The 16,688-nt window shown below is 55.6% G+C and carries 18 protein-coding genes; 14 read left to right on the plus strand and 4 right to left on the minus strand.

The genetic code is table 11. The features are described from left to right. Window positions 1-381: 381 nt before the first annotated feature. On the minus strand, window positions 382-609 hold the full coding sequence (locus tag ACQ3G7_RS20040; RefSeq protein ID WP_430891550.1) for a hypothetical protein: 228 nt from the start codon (window positions 607-609) through the stop codon (window positions 382-384). Window positions 610-949: 340 nt separating this feature from the next. Here ACQ3G7_RS20040 and ACQ3G7_RS20045 point away from each other — a divergent pair, with 340 nt between their 5' ends. The 5 genes from ACQ3G7_RS20045 to ACQ3G7_RS20065 all read left to right on the plus strand — a co-directional run bounded on the left by ACQ3G7_RS20045 (window position 950) and on the right by ACQ3G7_RS20065 (window position 7,528). Continuing rightward, complete coding sequence (locus tag ACQ3G7_RS20045; RefSeq protein ID WP_430891552.1) at window positions 950-1,966, plus strand: iron ABC transporter substrate-binding protein; 1,017 nt, start codon at window positions 950-952, stop codon at window positions 1,964-1,966. A 25-nt stretch (window positions 1,967-1,991) separates the two neighbouring features. Next, window positions 1,992-3,566: an ABC transporter permease gene (locus ACQ3G7_RS20050; protein ID WP_430891554.1), complete on the plus strand. Its 1,575-nt coding sequence runs from the start codon at window positions 1,992-1,994 to the stop codon at window positions 3,564-3,566. 1 nt (window position 3,567) lies between these two features. Further along, entirely contained in the window at window positions 3,568-4,602 is a 1,035-nt protein-coding gene (locus ACQ3G7_RS20055; RefSeq protein WP_430891556.1) for an ABC transporter ATP-binding protein, read from the plus strand. A gap of 255 nt (window positions 4,603-4,857) precedes the next feature. Next, window positions 4,858-6,441, plus strand: a complete 1,584-nt coding sequence (locus ACQ3G7_RS20060; protein ID WP_430891558.1) for a GDSL-type esterase/lipase family protein — start codon at window positions 4,858-4,860, stop codon at window positions 6,439-6,441. Between the two features lie 10 nt (window positions 6,442-6,451). Next, complete coding sequence (locus tag ACQ3G7_RS20065; protein WP_430891560.1) at window positions 6,452-7,528, plus strand: pectinesterase family protein; 1,077 nt, start codon at window positions 6,452-6,454, stop codon at window positions 7,526-7,528. 39 nt (window positions 7,529-7,567) lie between these two features. Here ACQ3G7_RS20065 and ACQ3G7_RS20070 read toward each other — a convergent pair whose 3' ends face one another. Continuing rightward, on the minus strand, window positions 7,568-8,155 hold the full coding sequence (locus ACQ3G7_RS20070; protein ID WP_430891562.1) for a flavin reductase family protein: 588 nt from the start codon (window positions 8,153-8,155) through the stop codon (window positions 7,568-7,570). Between the two features lie 211 nt (window positions 8,156-8,366). Between ACQ3G7_RS20070 and ACQ3G7_RS20075 the strand changes: the two genes are divergently transcribed. The 3 genes from ACQ3G7_RS20075 to ACQ3G7_RS20085 are packed head-to-tail and all read left to right on the plus strand — an operon-like array spanning window position 8,367 to window position 9,421. Next, window positions 8,367-8,699, plus strand: a complete 333-nt coding sequence (locus ACQ3G7_RS20075) for a TehB family protein (RefSeq protein WP_263099319.1) — start codon at window positions 8,367-8,369, stop codon at window positions 8,697-8,699. A 10-nt stretch (window positions 8,700-8,709) separates the two neighbouring features. Further along, complete coding sequence (locus tag ACQ3G7_RS20080; protein WP_430891564.1) at window positions 8,710-9,048, plus strand: DUF1869 domain-containing protein; 339 nt, start codon at window positions 8,710-8,712, stop codon at window positions 9,046-9,048. 16 nt (window positions 9,049-9,064) lie between these two features. After that, window positions 9,065-9,421: a TehB family protein gene (locus tag ACQ3G7_RS20085; RefSeq protein ID WP_430891566.1), complete on the plus strand. Its 357-nt coding sequence runs from the start codon at window positions 9,065-9,067 to the stop codon at window positions 9,419-9,421. Window positions 9,422-9,431: 10 nt separating this feature from the next. Here the strand turns inward: ACQ3G7_RS20085 and ACQ3G7_RS20090 are convergent, their stop codons facing one another. After that, entirely contained in the window at window positions 9,432-10,301 is an 870-nt protein-coding gene (locus ACQ3G7_RS20090) for a LysR family transcriptional regulator (RefSeq protein WP_263099322.1), read from the minus strand. Between the two features lie 107 nt (window positions 10,302-10,408). Between ACQ3G7_RS20090 and budA the strand changes: the two genes are divergently transcribed. From budA to ACQ3G7_RS20120, 6 genes are all read left to right on the plus strand, one after another. After that, complete coding sequence (gene budA, locus ACQ3G7_RS20095; RefSeq protein ID WP_430891568.1) at window positions 10,409-11,188, plus strand: acetolactate decarboxylase; 780 nt, start codon at window positions 10,409-10,411, stop codon at window positions 11,186-11,188. 21 nt (window positions 11,189-11,209) lie between these two features. Further along, on the plus strand, window positions 11,210-12,889 hold the full coding sequence (gene alsS, locus ACQ3G7_RS20100; RefSeq protein WP_430891570.1) for an acetolactate synthase AlsS: 1,680 nt from the start codon (window positions 11,210-11,212) through the stop codon (window positions 12,887-12,889). Window positions 12,890-12,906: 17 nt separating this feature from the next. After that, entirely contained in the window at window positions 12,907-13,683 is a 777-nt protein-coding gene (locus ACQ3G7_RS20105; RefSeq protein WP_430891572.1) for a (S)-acetoin forming diacetyl reductase, read from the plus strand. 144 nt (window positions 13,684-13,827) lie between these two features. Further along, on the plus strand, window positions 13,828-14,607 hold the full coding sequence (locus ACQ3G7_RS20110) for a class I SAM-dependent methyltransferase (RefSeq protein ID WP_430891574.1): 780 nt from the start codon (window positions 13,828-13,830) through the stop codon (window positions 14,605-14,607). Between the two features lie 108 nt (window positions 14,608-14,715). Further along, the gene (locus ACQ3G7_RS20115; protein ID WP_263099327.1) at window positions 14,716-14,883 is read left to right on the plus strand and encodes a hypothetical protein; all 168 of its coding nucleotides are present in this window, start codon (window positions 14,716-14,718) and stop codon (window positions 14,881-14,883) included. A 176-nt stretch (window positions 14,884-15,059) separates the two neighbouring features. Next, the gene (locus ACQ3G7_RS20120; RefSeq protein ID WP_430891576.1) at window positions 15,060-15,449 is read left to right on the plus strand and encodes a putative T6SS immunity periplasmic lipoprotein; all 390 of its coding nucleotides are present in this window, start codon (window positions 15,060-15,062) and stop codon (window positions 15,447-15,449) included. Window positions 15,450-15,502: 53 nt separating this feature from the next. Here the strand turns inward: ACQ3G7_RS20120 and ACQ3G7_RS20125 are convergent, their stop codons facing one another. Continuing rightward, complete coding sequence (locus tag ACQ3G7_RS20125; protein WP_430891578.1) at window positions 15,503-16,684, minus strand: acetyl-CoA C-acetyltransferase; 1,182 nt, start codon at window positions 16,682-16,684, stop codon at window positions 15,503-15,505. Between the last annotated feature and the right edge of the window lie 4 nt (window positions 16,685-16,688).

Here is a 16,688-nt window from a genome sequence, read left to right on the forward strand (position 1 = left end):
TCTCTTTTTTGCAGGCAACGGAGTCATTTACTTATCGGTTTGTTTTGCAAGGCGTTTGCGAGAAAAATATATCTTATATGGGTTGTTTGAAAATAACGTCGCCATCCTGATATCTGTTTGGCTTAAGTGCGTTAACGATACGGTGAATTTTCAGCGGTTTTTTAGCTGAGGATATCGGCTATCTTTTGCCTGGTTATCTGGCGCAGGGCATAAAATCTGCCTCCCTTTTGCACAGGGCAGAAAGACTCAGCAACGCCGGGTAATGCAAACCAAAGGTATGCCTGCGCACATGAAGAGGGTTAACGTGGCATCGCTTTCATCCGGATGGGAGCAGGTTTAAGCGTATTTAACGACAAGAGGGGGGAGCGATTGACGCAGGTGTTAACGCTTCGTTTTGTTATGCTTCTCTTTATATTCAGCAATGGCGTCGTTGATACTGTCTGTGGCGATGGAGTCAACCTGCTGGCCTTCAAAAAACACCTCATAATGGCCTGAGACGTATTTAAAGGTGAATACTTTTCCCTGATAACGCACGCGTTTTTCTTTAACCGACAAACCCCTGTTACGCATAGCCACTTTTGCTAATGTATCTATCTTTTTATTTTTCATAATTATTTTACTTACCTGTGCAGGCTGCTTCGCGATGTCTGATATTAAGCTCACTCTGTATGATGTTAATTTGTTATCCTCAAAAAGGAAAGAAGAGGGTGCCAGATAGTGGCTATTAATAATAGATGAAATATTTTTCGTTATCTTAAGGTTATCTTAATATTAACAGTGCCTTGCAAATGATAACTGAAAGATTCATTTATTTTTCTCTTTTTACTGATATTAAATTTCAAACTTCTCTGGTGATAATAGTTTTGATTCTCATTTCATTTCCGCTACGATTACACTCCAGCTTCGTCTGTAGACGTTCGCTATTAAACCAATGAAAAAAGGAATGATGATGAAGAATCGCTTTTTGCCTTTCTGTTCGCTTGCACTGGTCATCTCTTCAGTTTTAACCGCCCCCGCTGTATTAGCGGCAAATAACGATGACGGTATTGTTGTTTATAACGCGCAACATGAAAACCTGACCAAAAGCTGGGTTGATGAGTTCACCAAAGAAACCGGTATTAAAGTCACGTTGCGCAACGGCGGCGATACCGAGCTGGGTAACCAGTTGGTGCAGGAGGGGAATGTCTCTCCGGCGGATGTGTTTCTGACGGAAAACTCCCCGGCGATGACGCTGGTGGATAATGCGAAGCTGTTCGCCCCGCTGGATGCCGACACGCTGAAGCAGGTGCCTGCCCGTTTCCGTCCTGCGCATGGTCGCTGGATTGGCATCGCCGCGCGTAGCACGGTGTTTGTTTACAACCCGGCCAAAATTAGCAGCGCGCAACTCCCGGCATCGCTGATGGATCTGGCGAAACCGGAATGGAAAGGGCGCTGGGCGGCTTCCCCGTCAGGCGCGGACTTCCAGGCCATTGTCAGCGCCATGCTGTCGCTGAAAGGTGAAAAAGCCACGCTCGACTGGCTGAAAGCCATGAAAACCAACTTTACGCCGTACAAAGGCAACAGCACGGTGATGAAAGCCGTGAACGCCGGGCAGATCGATGGCGGCGTGATCTATCACTATTACTACTTTGTTGATCAGTCCAAAACCGGCGAAAACAGTAAAAACACCCAGCTTCACTACTTCAAACACCAGGATCCTGGCGCATTTGTCAGCATTTCTGGCGGTGGCGTGCTGGCATCCAGCAAGCACCCGAAACAGGCGCAGGCGTTTATCAAATGGATCACCGGCAAAACCGGCCAGGATATGCTGCGCACCAACACCGCATTTGAATATGCTGTAGGTGAGCATGCCGCTTCCAACGAAAAACTGGTGCCGCTGAATCAGTTAGATGCACCTGCTGTTGAGCCGTCCGCCCTGAACAGCCAAAAAGTCACAGAGTTAATGACCGAAGCCGGTCTGCTGTAATTGATTGCATAACCATGAGCGCCTTATGTCCAGTTTAACGCTTCCGGCGGCAACCGCCGCGGCCAGCCAGACCACGCGTCACCGTCCCCCGGTGGTGTTAGTGGTGTTAGCCCTTTTTGTCGCGTTGCTTGCTTTACTTCCCGTGGGGTTTGTTATCGCTGTGGGAATCGATACCGGATGGGAGAGTGTTAAGGCGCTCATTTTTCGCCCCCGCGTGGGCGAACTGGTGAGCAATACCTTTTTGCTGGTCGCGATTGCCGTACCTGCCTGCGTGATCCTTGGCACGGCGATCGCGTGGTTAACCGAAAGAACCTCGCTGCCAGGCCGACGGCTATGGTCGGTTCTGGCGGTCGCGCCGCTGGCCATTCCTGCGTTTGTGCAAAGCTATGCGTGGGTCAGCGTTGCGCCTGCATTCAATGGGCTTTGGGCGGCGGTATTTATCTCCGTGCTGGCCTATTTCCCGTTTATTACCATGCCGGTGGCCGCCGTGTTGCGCCGCCTGGATCCGGGGCTGGAAGATGTGGCCGCCTCGCTGGGAACCCCGCCCTGGCTTATCTTTTTCCGCGTAGTGCTGCCCCAGCTTAAACTGGCGCTTTGCGGCGGTGCGCTGCTGGTAGCGTTGCACTTGCTGGCGGAATATGGCCTGTTTGTGATGATCCGTTTCGACACCTTCACCACCGCCATTTACGACCAGTTTCAGTCCACCTTTAGCGGCCCGGCGGCGAATATGCTGGCGGGCGTGCTGGCCATCTGCTGCCTCGGGCTGCTGTTACTGGAAAACGCTGCGCGTGGCAACGCGCGCTATGCCCGTGTTGGCGCGGGCGCGGCGCGTAAGCAGCAGCAACATACACTGGGCAGATGGGGACGTACGTTGGGGCTGTTCGTGTGCCTCTGCGCGGTGATCCTGTCGCTGGGCACGCCGCTTGTCGTGCTTGCCCGTTGGTTATGGTTGGGTGGCGTTGCCAGCTGGGATAATGCCGATCTGTGGCTTTCTCTGCACCAGACGGTTTTTCTGGCGCTCTGCGGCGCGGCGATCACCACCGCTTTTGCGCTCCCGACGGCCTGGCTAAGCGTACGTCATCCGCGTCCTGCATTTCGCCTGCTCGAAGGCTGTAATTACATTGCCAGCTCGCTGCCGGGAATTGTTGTCGCCCTGGCGCTGGTGACGGTGACCATCCATTATGCCCGGCCGATTTATCAGACCGAGGTGACGCTGTTTCTTGCCTACGCGCTGATGTTTATGCCCAGAGCGCTGGTGAATCTTCGCGCCGGTATTGCGCAAGCGCCGGTTGAGCTGGAACGTGTGGCGCAAAGCCTGGGTACAACACCCGCCAGAGCACTGCTCAGCGTAACGCTACGGCTGGCAGCGCCGGGGGCGGCGGCCGCTGCGGCGCTGGTGTTCCTGGGCGCGAGCAATGAGCTTACCGCGACGTTGCTGCTTTCGCCGCTTGGCACCCGCACACTGGCGACGGGGTTCTGGGCGCTAACCAGCGAGATTGATTATGTTGCAGCGGCGCCTTATGCCGCGCTGATGATCCTGATTTCACTGCCGCTGACCGGCCTGCTGTACAAGCAATCACAAAAACTTTCAGGTCTTTAAGATGTTAGAACTCACGCATATTTCCAAAACATTTGGCGCTGTACGGGTACTGGACGATGTCAGCCTGACTATTCCACCTGGCAGCCGTACGGCGATTGTCGGGCCGTCCGGCTCCGGTAAAACCACGTTGCTGCGCCTGATTGCCGGGTTTGATGCGCCGGACAGCGGCCAGATTATGATGCAGGGAAAGCCGTTATTCGCCGACGGGCAGTTTGTTCCTGCCCATCAGCGCCGCATTGGTTTTGTACCGCAGGAAGGGGCGTTGTTTCCCCATCTTCGCGTGGGAGAAAACATTGCCTGGGGGTTGCGTGGCGCGCGCCACGCAAAGCGCGATCGCGTGGCGGCCTTGATGGCAATGGTCTCGCTGGACGCGAAACTGGCCCGGCGCTGGCCGCATGAGATTTCCGGCGGGCAACAACAGCGCGTGGCGCTGGCCCGTGCACTGGCGCAGCAACCGGCGGTGATGCTGCTGGATGAACCTTTTTCGGCACTGGATACCGGCCTGCGGGCGTCGACCCGTAAGGCCACGGCGGAACTGCTGACGCAGGCAGGCGTGGCGTCGATTCTGGTGACGCACGACCAGAAAGAGGCGCTCTCCTTTGCCAGCCAGATTGCGGTTATCCGCCACGGGCGCTTTACTCAGGTGGGATCACCGTTTGAGGTCTATTCGCAACCCACGGATGAAGAAACCGCGCTGTTTTTAGGGGATGCGTTGATCCTCCCCGCGGAGGTCGCTCAGGGTAAGGCGCGTTGCCTGTTAGGTGAGGTGGCGGTCGACAGTGCCGCCGCGAGCGGGGCGAAACGGATCATGTTGCGCCCGGAGCAGATCCGCGTTCTGCCTTGTGACGATCCGCAGGCTGCGCCACAGGCGCAGATTGTCGGGATCGACTTTGCCGGTTACCTCTCTTCGCTGACGCTGCGCTTCGCACAGAGTGGCGAATCCCTCAGTTTGCAAACCGTGACGGATGCCGCCTGGTCGCCAGGTATGCAGGTCAATGTGCAGATCACAGGACCTGCACGCGTGTTTGCCCGCTAATCTGAAGCCCGGCGTTCGCCGGGTTTTTTTCGATTGTGATATTTTTGAATTCGATCTCAAAACTATGTTTCTAGATGTGTAAAACTTCGTTTCGTTTTGTATCTCTATAAAAATAAGCACATTTTGTTGGTCGGACTTCTGGCCGGATCCGCTTAGCGTCATCCGGCATTTTATTGAGCCTCATTTTCCAGGAACAGACACTCAGGATTACATCGGCGATCTATCGCCGGGATCACCTGTTTCGGGAGAATGACAATGCAATACCTCTTGGGATTAAGCGCGCTGTTATCTTGCCTGCCAGCAATCGCGGGTTCAGCCACGCTGCTTGAAGGCACGGTAATCGCCGATACGCCGCTCAGCGGGGCGACGGTAACCGTCACCGACAGCCGCGGAAAACACCTGACCACCCGCACGCGCAGCGATGGCCGCTATTCACTTCACGTGGAGGGGTTACGCGCTCCCTTAACCTTGTCGGCGGTACAACCGAATGGCGCATCATCGTCATGTTTGCGCAGCGATGTTCCCCGCGCCCGTTGCATGGCTTCACTGCGGCTTACCCTGCAAAAAGATCGCGTAAATACCGCGAATATCACCCCGTTTACCGACCGACTGGTCTCGGAAGTGGCGGGCGAATTGGGGTATATCGGCCCGCAACAGTGGGTGGAGCGTGGCGATCCCGGCAAACTGAATGCCGGGCTACTGGCGACGCCGCTGGCCAGGTTCCGCACGGGAATGGGCGACGCGCTGCGCCAGTCCGGTTTCGATCCTGACACGCTGGATCCGGTGACAACGCCTGTGCATCACGATGACGGGATGACACGCATCCTGTCGGTGATTCATCACAACCGTAATTACGACAACAACAGCGGCGAGGCCGGTAGCACGGTGCTGACCGACAGCGCGTTTCGCCCGATTGTCGGTCTGCAAAATTCAGGGCCATGGGAGCCGTTTGATCTGCGCAGGGCGCTGGCTGACAGGCAGGCCATCAGTCGGGCGAAAACCCGCATTTTAGTGGTCAGTGATTCCACTGCCGCCACGTACGAGGTGAGCCGCCTGCCGCGAATGGGCTGGGGGCAGGTTTTCCAGCAGCAATTTCGCGCCGACAGCGGTGTCGTGGTGCTCAATGGCGCACGTTCCGGGCGCTCCAGCCGGGATTTTTATAACGAAGGCTGGTATCAGCAGATGGCGCGCGATCTGCGTCCTGGCGATTACGTGTTTATCGCGCACGGGCATAACGATCAGAACTGCGATAGCGACAAAGCCATTCGCGGCGCAGCCGATGTGCAAAACCTCTGCACCTGGCCGAATGATGCCAGCGGCACACCGCAATTCCCGCCCGGAAAACCGGAGACCGCATTCCAGCACTCTCTGGAGCGCTATATCACACTGGCGCGGGCGGCAGGCGCGACGCCGGTCCTGTTTACGCCCACGACCCGCGTAAAAAATCGCGCCGGGAAAACCGCCTTCCAGCAGGGGGCCGGTGATGGGGTGGTGAGCAGCCATTACACCGTCGACAAGCCGGGCTACCGCTATTACGGCAATTACATCGACACCATTAAGCAGACCGCCCGGCGCAACCATGTGCCGCTTATCGACCTGGAGCAACAGACCATCGACTTCGCCAATGCGCATGCAAGCGACTGGATGGATTACTGGCTGGCGGTTGACCCTAACGACCCGCGCTACCCCTGGTATAAAACGCAAACATCGGGCATTCGCAGTAATCCTGATACCACGCATTTCCAGGAAAAAGGCGCGGAAGCCGTCGCATCGATTGTCGCCGGGCAGATCCGTCAGACGCCTGAATTGAGCGCGCTTGCTGACATGTTAAAACACTAAGGAGAGTCTGATGAAAACACTGCACTGTTCCGCGCTGTTATTGGCCTGCATAAGCGTTTCCGTCCAGGCGGCGGAGTGGAACGCCGTTGTCTCTGTGTCACCCAAAGCGGGTGAGTTCGCCACCATTCGCCAGGCGCTGGCGGCCGCGCCGGACAGCGGTACGCCGTGGCGAATTCTGGTGAAAGAGGGGCGCTGGAATGAGCGCCTGGTGATTGAAAAACCGGTCACGCTGGTGGGGGAGTCGAAAACGCAAACCCAGATTGAAGCCAACACGCCGGCCGGGGCGTTAGATGACAGCGGGCAGAAGTTAGGTACCGGGCGCACCAGCACCGTCGAGATACGCGCCAATAACGTGACGATTGAGAATCTGACCATCCGCAATAGCTTCGATTTCCCGGCCAATGCGGCACTGCCGGATGGCGATGCGAAGAAGCTGAAGGATACCCAGGCCGTGGCGTTAATGGTGTCGGAAAATGTCGACAAAGCGCGCTTCCGCCATGTCCGGCTGGAAGGGTACCAGGATACGTTTTACAGCAAGAGCGGCAGCCGCAGCTATTTCACTGATTGCGAGGTCAGCGGGCATGTCGATTTTATCTTTGGCCCTGGTATCGCTGTGTTCGATCGCTGCGAGATCATTGCCCGTAACCGTAGCGACATTGCCCCGCCGTATGGCTACATCACCGCTCCGGCCACACAGGCGGATGAGAAGTTTGGCCTGTTTATCATCAACAGTAAGCTGAGCAAAGAGGCGGGCGTACCGGCGAAAAGCTTTGCACTTGGGCGACCATGGCACCCAACGACGCAATTTAGCGACGGGCGTTACGCCGATCCGAACGCGATCGGTCTGGCGGCCTTTATCAACTGCGACATTGACGATCATATCTACGGTTGGGACAAAATGTCCGGCAAAGACAAAGCGGGGGAGAAGATCTGGTTTTATCCCGAAGATAGCCGCTTTTACGAGTCCGCAAACCGTGGGCCAGGGGCCGGTCAGGGAGGTGAAAAATACCAGCTTAGCGCTGCCGATGCCGCGCAATATTCTCTCGCCGCCATCTTCGCCGATTGGGATAAAGGGCTGCTGGAGTAAACGCGTTAATGCCCCCGGTTGCGGGGGCATTGAGCCGGGTCAGTTACCGTATTTCACATTAAAACCCAGCGCGCTGCCGACGGTGTCGTATTCACGGAAATTGAAAATCAGCGGCTTCCATTTGGCGGAATCCACAATGCCGTTTTCGCCCAACAGATGATCGTCAACCCACAGGTTAACAATATCCAGCTCGGCGAGGATAAAGCGCCCTTTATCGCTGGTGCTCACTAACCGACATTCGGCCTGAATAGGGCATTCTGTGATGCGCGGCGGTGCGACGTCCACGGATGCTTCGGCGTGCAGTCCGCTTTTACTGAATTTATCGTGGCAAATCTCAACGCCCCATTTGGTCTGCGCGTCCGACAACGTATCCCCGCCGGTCAGTCGGCCAATTTGCTCGACTTTCTCCCATTGGGTGTGGTCGGGAATATTGATCACGGCATCGGAACCTGCCAGCAAATTACTCCAGGTTTTACTCCCTTTGCTGATGCCAATAATCAGTTTTTCCCCAAGGGAAATAGAAGATGAAGCGGCGGAAATATTTGTGTTGCCACTGCTATCTTGCGTGGTAACTAAAAATACCGGGAAGCCATAATAAAATGAATTCAATTTTGATTTGTTTTTCATGGTTTCTTTGATGCCTTGTTTAAAGAGTCTAATGACTATTTTTCCCCCTCGTTAACGTGTTTTTCAATAACCCTTTTTGAGTACTGAAAACCCATGAAAATAGCCACTAAAAAAAGTGGTCCACAAATTTCCAAAACAGGCATATGATATGCAACATATGTTTTTTACCTTCCCGGCAGGCACCGTTTGCTGAGAACCATGAGGATGAAACATGCAACGTATTGCGATACCCGCGAACTATGTTCACACCCGCACCACCCCGTTCTGGACCAACGAGACCGCACCGGCGTCCATCTGGAAACGCCATCTTGATGCCGGTACCCGGCAGGGCGTCTACCCGCGTCTCAGTGTTCTGCAAGGGGCGATCCGCTATTACGGCTATGCCGATGAAACCAGCCCCGAGCCCGTGGAAACGCTGACCATTAACGCCGGGGAATTTGCTGTGTTCCCGCCGGAGAAATGGCACAACATTGAAGCGTTATCCGATGACACGATATTCAGCGTGGATTTCTATGTTGACCCGAAAATTTTGATTGAAGGCTGAGGTATTCATTATGACCATTGAAAATAAAGGTTATTCTTTAGCGGTATCTAACCGCAGCAACAATGAAACCGAAGAGAAAGTGTATCTGAAACCGATGTCGTTATATGTTCCGGACGTTGCCGTACAGGCCGTAACGGAACTGGTGGCCCGGCTTTCTGATGCCAAAAATAATGCCAGTGAGATCGTTCTGACGGTAACCAATAACAATAACGGTGTATCCGTAGATAAAGATTTTACTGGTATTGATGAATTAAAAGACCCGCTAAACGCTGCCGACTCGGTTAAAGAGCTGATTAATATCGTGCGCGGCTACGAATCCGATGAAGAAACCAACGTCTGCGGTTGGTAATACCGAGGAGATTCCCATGGCATCTGGCATTCCTGTGCATTTTCGTCATACCCGCTCCACCCCGTTCTGGACCAAAGAGACGGTGCCGCACGCGCTGTTAACCCACCACAACACCAAAAAAGGCGTGTACGGTCGGCTGTCGGTGATGCAGGGGGCGGTGAAATATTTCGGTTTCGCGAATGAGCATGACACCACGCCGGAAACCGAAGTGGTGATCGAAGCCGGGCATTTTGGCATCAGTCCGCCGCAGTACTGGCACCACATTGAACTGCTGACGGAAGATACCTACTTCAATATCGATTTCTTTGCCGATCCCAACGAAGCCTTAGAAGGCAAAGGCATCGGGCAGGTGGTGAACACCCGGCACGGCTAATGCGCCGGGGTTAAAAGTTGTCGATAAAGCGTCGCACGGCGGGGGAGCGCTCGAACTTCCGCCATGCCAGCGCAATATCGGTCTTCAGCGCTTCTTCCATTTGGTGAAATGTCACCTGCGGATGGCTGATGCACGCCATTGACTGGGGAATGATGGCAAAGCCGAAACCTGCTGCCACCATGCTCAAAGACGAGGCGAATTGCGATGCCTGCTGCTGGCCGTCCATATTGATCCCCGCGCGCAGGCAAGCGTTATACACCAGTTCGTAAAGCCCCGGCGCTACCTCCTGCGGAAAGATCACCACCGGCGTTTTTTGCAGTTCAAACAGCGACAATTCCGCTTTGGCGGAGAGCGGGTGCGTGCGGTGCAGCGCAATAACCATCGGCTCTTCATCGATAAGCTTCAGATTGAACGACTTGCTGTTCTCGCAGGGCAAGCGGACAAACGCCACATCGATTAACCCCTCATCCAGCTCCTGCATCAGCGTCGCCATGTTGTCCTCTTTCTGGTAGAGCGACACCTGCGGGTAGTCGTCTCTGAACCTTTGCAGCACGGAAAATATTTTGCCGTGGAAAGCGTTAGAGCTGGTCACCCCCAAATAGAGTTTGCCATTGATGCCCCGGGCAATGCCTTTGGCTTTTTCCAGCGCGGCATCGCTGAGTGCCAGGATCTGGCAGGCATCTTCATAGAATGCCTCTCCGGCCTCGGTCAGCTCCACGCCGCGCGTCAATCGGTAGAACAACGGCGTGCCCACTTCCTCCTCCAGACGACGGATTTGCTGGCTCAGCGGCGGCTGGGAAATACCCAGCATTTCGGCGGCGCGGGTGAAGTGTTGCGCCTGCGCGACGGCAACAAAATAGCGTAGATAACGAAGTTCCATATCGAAAACATCTCAAACCCTGATGCTTTGTATATTGGAATCCCCGGCTGAAACGAGTCAATATTTAATCAGCTTTTCTGAACGACTACTCAGCGAGGGAAAAGAGGATGACTCATGTAAACGATTGTTGTTGTGAGGAAAATCTACGAGAAACATTTCGTGCTTTTTCCAGAAACAATCCAAATGGCGTGATATATCAAACATCGCTAATGAGTGCCCTGCTTAGCGGGGTGTATGAGGGAAATACCACCATCAAGGCGTTGCTCGAGCACGGCGATTTTGGGCTGGGCACCTTTAACGAACTGGACGGTGAGCTGATTGCCTTCAACAGCGAAGTTTATCAGTTGCGGGCCGATGGCAGTGCGCGGGAGGCGAACCCACAGCAGAAAACGCCGTTCGCGGTCATGACCTGGTTTTTACCGCAGTATCGCCAGCAGTTTGATAAACCCGTCAGTCGGCAGCAACTGCACGACATCATTGATAAACAGATCCCGTCCGACAATCTCTTTTGTGCGCTGCGCATTGATGGCCATTTTTGTCATGCCCATACCCGCACCGTGCCGCGCCAGACGCCGCCCTACCGTGCGATGACCGACGTGCTCGACGATCAACCGGTGTTCCGCTTCAACCAGCGTAGCGGCGTACTGGTGGGATTTCGTACGCCGCAGCATATGCAGGGCATCAACGTGGCGGGTTACCACGAGCACTTTATTACCGACGATCGCCACGGTGGCGGTCATCTGCTGGACTACCAACTGGAGCACGGCACGTTGGCGTTTGGCGCCATCTACAAGCTGATGATCGATCTGCCTGCGGATGATGCCTTCCTGAACGCCGATCTGCATCCGGACAACCTGGATGCTGCCATTCGTTCCGTGGAGAGTTAAGCCCATTTCAAGGAGAGACTGATGAGCAGTGAAAACCGTACACACCAATGGGCGCACGGCGCTGATATGGTCGTAGGTCAACTGGAAGCTCAGGGCGTCAAACAGATCTTTGGCATTCCCGGTGCCAAAATCGATAAGGTTTTTGACTCCCTCCTCGATTCAACCATCCGCATTATCCCGGTTCGCCATGAAGCCAATGCCGCTTTTATGGCGGCGGCGGTCGGGCGAATCACCGGTAAAGCGGGCGTGGCGCTGGTCACCTCTGGACCGGGGTGCTCGAACCTGATTACCGGGATGGCGACCGCCAATACCGAAGGAGATCCGCTGGTGGCGATTGGCGGTGCGGTCAAACGCGCGGACAAAGCCAAACTGGTGCATCAGAGCATGGACACCGTGGCAATGTTTAACCCCGTCACCAAATACGCCGTGGAAATTTCGTCGCCGGATGCCATCAGCGAAGTGGTGTCAAACGCGTTTCGCGCAGCCGAACAGGGAAGGCCTGGCAGCGCATTTATCAGTGTGCCGCAGGATATCTCTGACCAACCGGCCACCGGCGATATTCTTCCCGCCAGCGGCGTTCTGCAACTTGGCGCCGCGCCGGACGCCGCCATTGATGAGGTGGCAAAACGCATCGCCGCCGCGCAAAACCCGGTATTTTTGCTCGGGCTGATGGCCAGTCGGCAGGAGAACATTAGCGCACTGCACCAGTTACTGGAAAAGAGCCATATCCCTATCACCAGTACCTACCAGGCCGCCGGGGCGGTGAATCAACAGCACTTCACGCGTTTTGCCGGGCGCGTGGGCCTGTTCAATAACCAGGCGGGAGATCGGCTGCTGCGACTGGCGGACCTGATTATCTGCATTGGTTACAGCCCGGTGGAATATGAACCGGCAATGTGGAATACCGGTGAGGCAAAACTGGTGCACATCGATGTGCTCCCGGCCTATGAAGAGCGCCACTACGTGCCGGACATTGAACTGGTCGGCGATATTTCCGCCACCCTGAGCAGACTGGCGGCGCGCATCGAAAAACCGCTGGTTCTCTCGCCGCGCGCCTCGGAAATTCTTATCGAGCGGCGCAACCAGCGCGAGTTGCTCAGCCGCCGGGGCGCGCAGCTTAGCCAGTTCGCGATTCACCCGTTGCGTATTGTGCGGGCAATGCAGGACATCGTGAATAACGACGTGACGCTAACCGTGGATATGGGGAGTTTCCATATCTGGATCGCCCGCTACCTCTACAGTTTTCGCGCCCGTCAGATGATGATTTCCAACGGTCAACAGACCATGGGCGTTTCGCTGCCATGGGCCATCGGCGCCTGGCTGGTTAACCCCGATCGGAAAGTGGTCTCCGTCTCTGGCGACGGCGGTTTCCTGCAATCCAGCATGGAGCTGGAAACCGCAGTACGTCTGGGCGCGAATATCCTGCACATCATCTGGGTGGATAACGCCTACAACATGGTGGCAATCCAGGAAGAGAAAAAATACCAGCGGCTCTCCGGCGTGAATTTCGGCCCGGTGGATTTTAAAGCCTATGCCCAGGCATTTGGCGCAGCCGGTTTTGCTGTGGAGAGTACTGCGGAGCTGGAACCAACGCTGCGCGCCGCCATGGACATCGATGGCCCGTCAGTGGTCGCCATTCCGGTGGACTATAGTGACAACCCGCTGCTGATGAGCCAGCTCAATCTTAATCAAATTCTGTAAATAACCAGGAAAATGCTATGAAAAAAGTCGCATTTGTAACCGGCGCAGGCCAGGGGATTGGCAAAGCCATTGCCCTGCGTCTGGCTAATGACGGGTTTGCTGTTGCCGTGGCGGATTACAACGCGGAAACCGCCCATGCGCTCGCGGACGAGATCAATCATGCGCATGGCAAGGGCAGCGCAATTGCCGTAACGGTGGATGTTGCCGATCGCGAGCGCGTTTTTGCTGCAGTGGAAGAGGCCAGGACAAAACTGCAAGGCTTTGACGTGATCGTCAACAATGCGGGCGTCGCGCCTTCTACCCCGATTGAGTCCATTACTGAAGCGGTGGTGGATAAGGTTTACAACATCAACGTGAAAGGCGTGATTTGGGGGATCCAGGCGGCTGTCAGCGCCTTTAAAGCGGAAAAACACGGCGGCAAAATTATCAATGCCTGCTCGCAGGCCGGGCATGTGGGTAACCCGGAACTGGCGGTCTACAGCTCCAGTAAGTTCGCCGTGCGCGGCCTGACACAAACCGCGGCGCGGGATCTGGCGCCATTGGGGATTACCGTTAACGGCTACTGCCCGGGAATTGTTAAAACGCCGATGTGGGCGGAAATCGATCGTCAGGTGTCAGAAGCGGCAGGCAAACAACCGGGCTACGGTACGGAGCAATTTGCCAAACGCATTACGCTGGGGCGCTTGTCGGAACCGGAAGATGTGGCGGCCTGCGTCTCATACCTTGCCGGACCGGACTCGGATTATATGACAGGCCAGTCGCTGCTGATTGATGGCGGTATGGTGTTTAACTAACGGTTTTTGGCTCGGACACAGCCTTGCCTCCTGCGCTTGCGCCGGGGGCTTTTTTTATTCCGCAGTACTGATGAAAATCATTCTCATCGCGCTGTTGTTATGATAAGTTGCATATAAAATACATGTTTTAGCGAGGAGCGCGTCATGGCCGAAAACGAGAAAGCAGGGCACACCTTTTTAGCCAGCCTTGGGAAAACGCGGTTGCGACCGGGCGGTGTGGAAGCCACCGAATGGCTTTTTCGCCAGGCGCAGCTCACGCCGGAGTGCAAGGTGCTGGAAGTCGCCTGTAACATGGGGACGACCTCTATTGAACTGGCGCAGCGTTTTGGTTGCACCGTCTGCGCCATCGACATGGATAAAAACGCGCTGGCGAAAGCACGGGCCAACGTCGCGGCGGCCGGGCTGGAGAGTCAGATCCAGTTCCTCGAAGCCAATGCCAGCAAGCTACCGTTTGACGACGCCAGTTTCGATGTGGTGATTAACGAAGCGATGCTGACCATGTATGTGGATAAAGCGAAGGCGAAACTTATCGCCGAATATTACCGCGTGCTGAAACCCGGTGGTCGCCTGCTGACGCATGACATCATGTACACCCGCAGCGAACTGGCGGCAAATAAGCAAACCCTGCTGGAGCAGGTGGTGAAATCCAATGTCAGCCCCATGACGCACCAGGCATGGAAAGATCTGTTTCTGGCCAATGGCTTTGATGACGTGGAGACGCACAACGGCAGCATGTCGTTGATGTCACCGCTTGGGCTTATTCGCGATGAGGGCGTTGCCCGCGCGCTGCGCATTGTGTTTAACGGCCTGCGCAGCCGTGAAAACCGCAGCCGCTTTCTCGGCATGTTTCGCTTTTTCCGCCGTAACCGGCATCAGCTCAATTACATTGCCTGTTGTTCGCGCAAAGGGATGCCTGGCGCGTAAAGACCGGGCATATGCGTTTTTCGGCAAACCAGCGCAAAAATTCTCGTTTGGGTTATGGAACTGTTTGCGCTTAACTGACAGGGTGAATTTTAACCGGAGAACGCGCTGATGAAGACAATGCTGCAACAGTGGCTTAATCGCCTCACGCTGGCGCTGCCTGTGCAGGTGGAAGACGGAGAGTATGATTCAGGTCGCCATGTGGCGTTGCTGATCCCGTTCGGCCTGCTCTATGGCCTTGATTACCATCCGTCGGTATGGATTTACGATGAAAAATGAGCGCTTCCATCAGGTCATGCGCTACAGCTACTGGAACGAACTGTGCGCGCTAATGTAGAACCCGTCTGAAAACAGGCGGGTTTTTTTATGGGCGCTGTCTGCACAAACGGTTCGGGCTTATACTCACCCGGTGTTTATCCAGACCGGAGTGACAGCGTGTGAAACGGATTTTCCCCGTGATTTTTTTACCCCTTTTTTTAACCGGTTGCCCGATGGGCGATCGCGTGCCCATGGTCTATTCCGCAAAGCTGCTCATGGTGGCGAATTCGTTGTGCATCCAGGTGCAGCCCGATGGCAACGAGCGGATGAGCAGTCTCTGGATTGAGGAGATGGGCAATCCGGAGCATCAATTACAGAAATACGACATTGTTGATGTTGCTGTTTCTGCGCAGAAATGCCTGCCGACTTACGGTTATACATTCCAGCCAGGACGCGGCTATCGGGTCTCTTTTATGCTTGAATCCGTCGACAAAAAGAGCGGCGGCATCACGCCAGCCTCACGCTCATTCTCCAATGGTTTCACCATCTGGACCAATGCGGGTGTATGGCAGGTGGCTGAATTATAAGCAGTAACGATAAGGCCAGATGAAATCGCCAGGCAAGATCACCTGGTTTTTGGTTAACAACGCTCGACGATCATCGCTACACCCTGGCCACCGCCGACGCACAAGGTCGCCAGCCCCAGCGTTTTATCCCGGCTTGCCAGCGCATGCAGTAGCGTGACCAGAATGCGCGCGCCGGAGGCGCCAATTGGATGACCCAGCGCGATAGCACCGCCGTTGACATTGGTGCGCTCCCAGTCGAGATCCAGCTCGCGGCCCACCGCAATACATTGTGCGGCAAAGGCTTCATTGGCCTCGATCAGATCCAGATCGGCAACGGTCATGCCCGCACGCCGCAGCGCCAGTCGGGTGGCGGGTACCGGGCCCAACCCCATCAGTGCCGGGTCGACGCCGCACGTCGCATAACTGCGCAGACGGGCAAGGGGTTTTACGCCCAGCGCGTGCGCCCGCTGCCGGCTCATTAACAGCAACGCGGCAGCGCCGTCGTTAATGCCCGAGGCATTGCCCGCAGTGACGGAGCCATCAGCAGTAAATGCTGGTGCCAGTCGGGATAAATCTTCTAACGTGGTTCCCCGGCGCGGATGCTCATCCACGGCGAAGATCTGATCGCCTTTCTTACTGCGCACGGTGACCGGCACGATCTCCTGGTGGAAATCACCCCGCTCAATTGCCGCGGCGGCACGCTGTTGGGAAAGCAGTGCCAGTTGATCCTGGTGCTGACGGCTGACGCCGCACTGGCGCGCGACGTTTTCCGCCGTCATTCCCATATGATAATGATTGATCGCGCAGGAGAGCCCATCGTTGACCACGCTATCCACTACGCGCTGGTCGCCCATGCGGTAACCCCAGCGTGCGTTGTCCAGCAAATAAGGCGCGGCCGACATGTTTTCCATTCCCCCCGCCAGTACCACTTCTGCACTGCCTGCTGCAAGGGTTTCGGCGGCGAAAATCACGCTCTGCAACCCGGAGCCGCACACCATATTGATGCTGGTTGCCGGGGTCTCCTGCGCGATTCCGGCATCGAGCATTGCCTGGCGCGCGGGGTTTTGCCCCAGCCCGGCCTGTAGCACGTTGCCAAAAACCACCTGATCCACGGCGGCAGGGGAGATGCCGCCACGTTGGAGCGCAGCGGTCATCACCTGTGCGCCAAGCACTGGTGCGGCGAGGGTGCTCAGGCTACCGCCAAACTTGCCAATCGCGGTACGCACAGCGCTGACAATCACAACCTCTGTATTCATTTTT

It is taken from the genome of Kosakonia sp. N21 (assembly GCF_050587465.1).
Classification (GTDB): domain Bacteria; phylum Pseudomonadota; class Gammaproteobacteria; order Enterobacterales; family Enterobacteriaceae.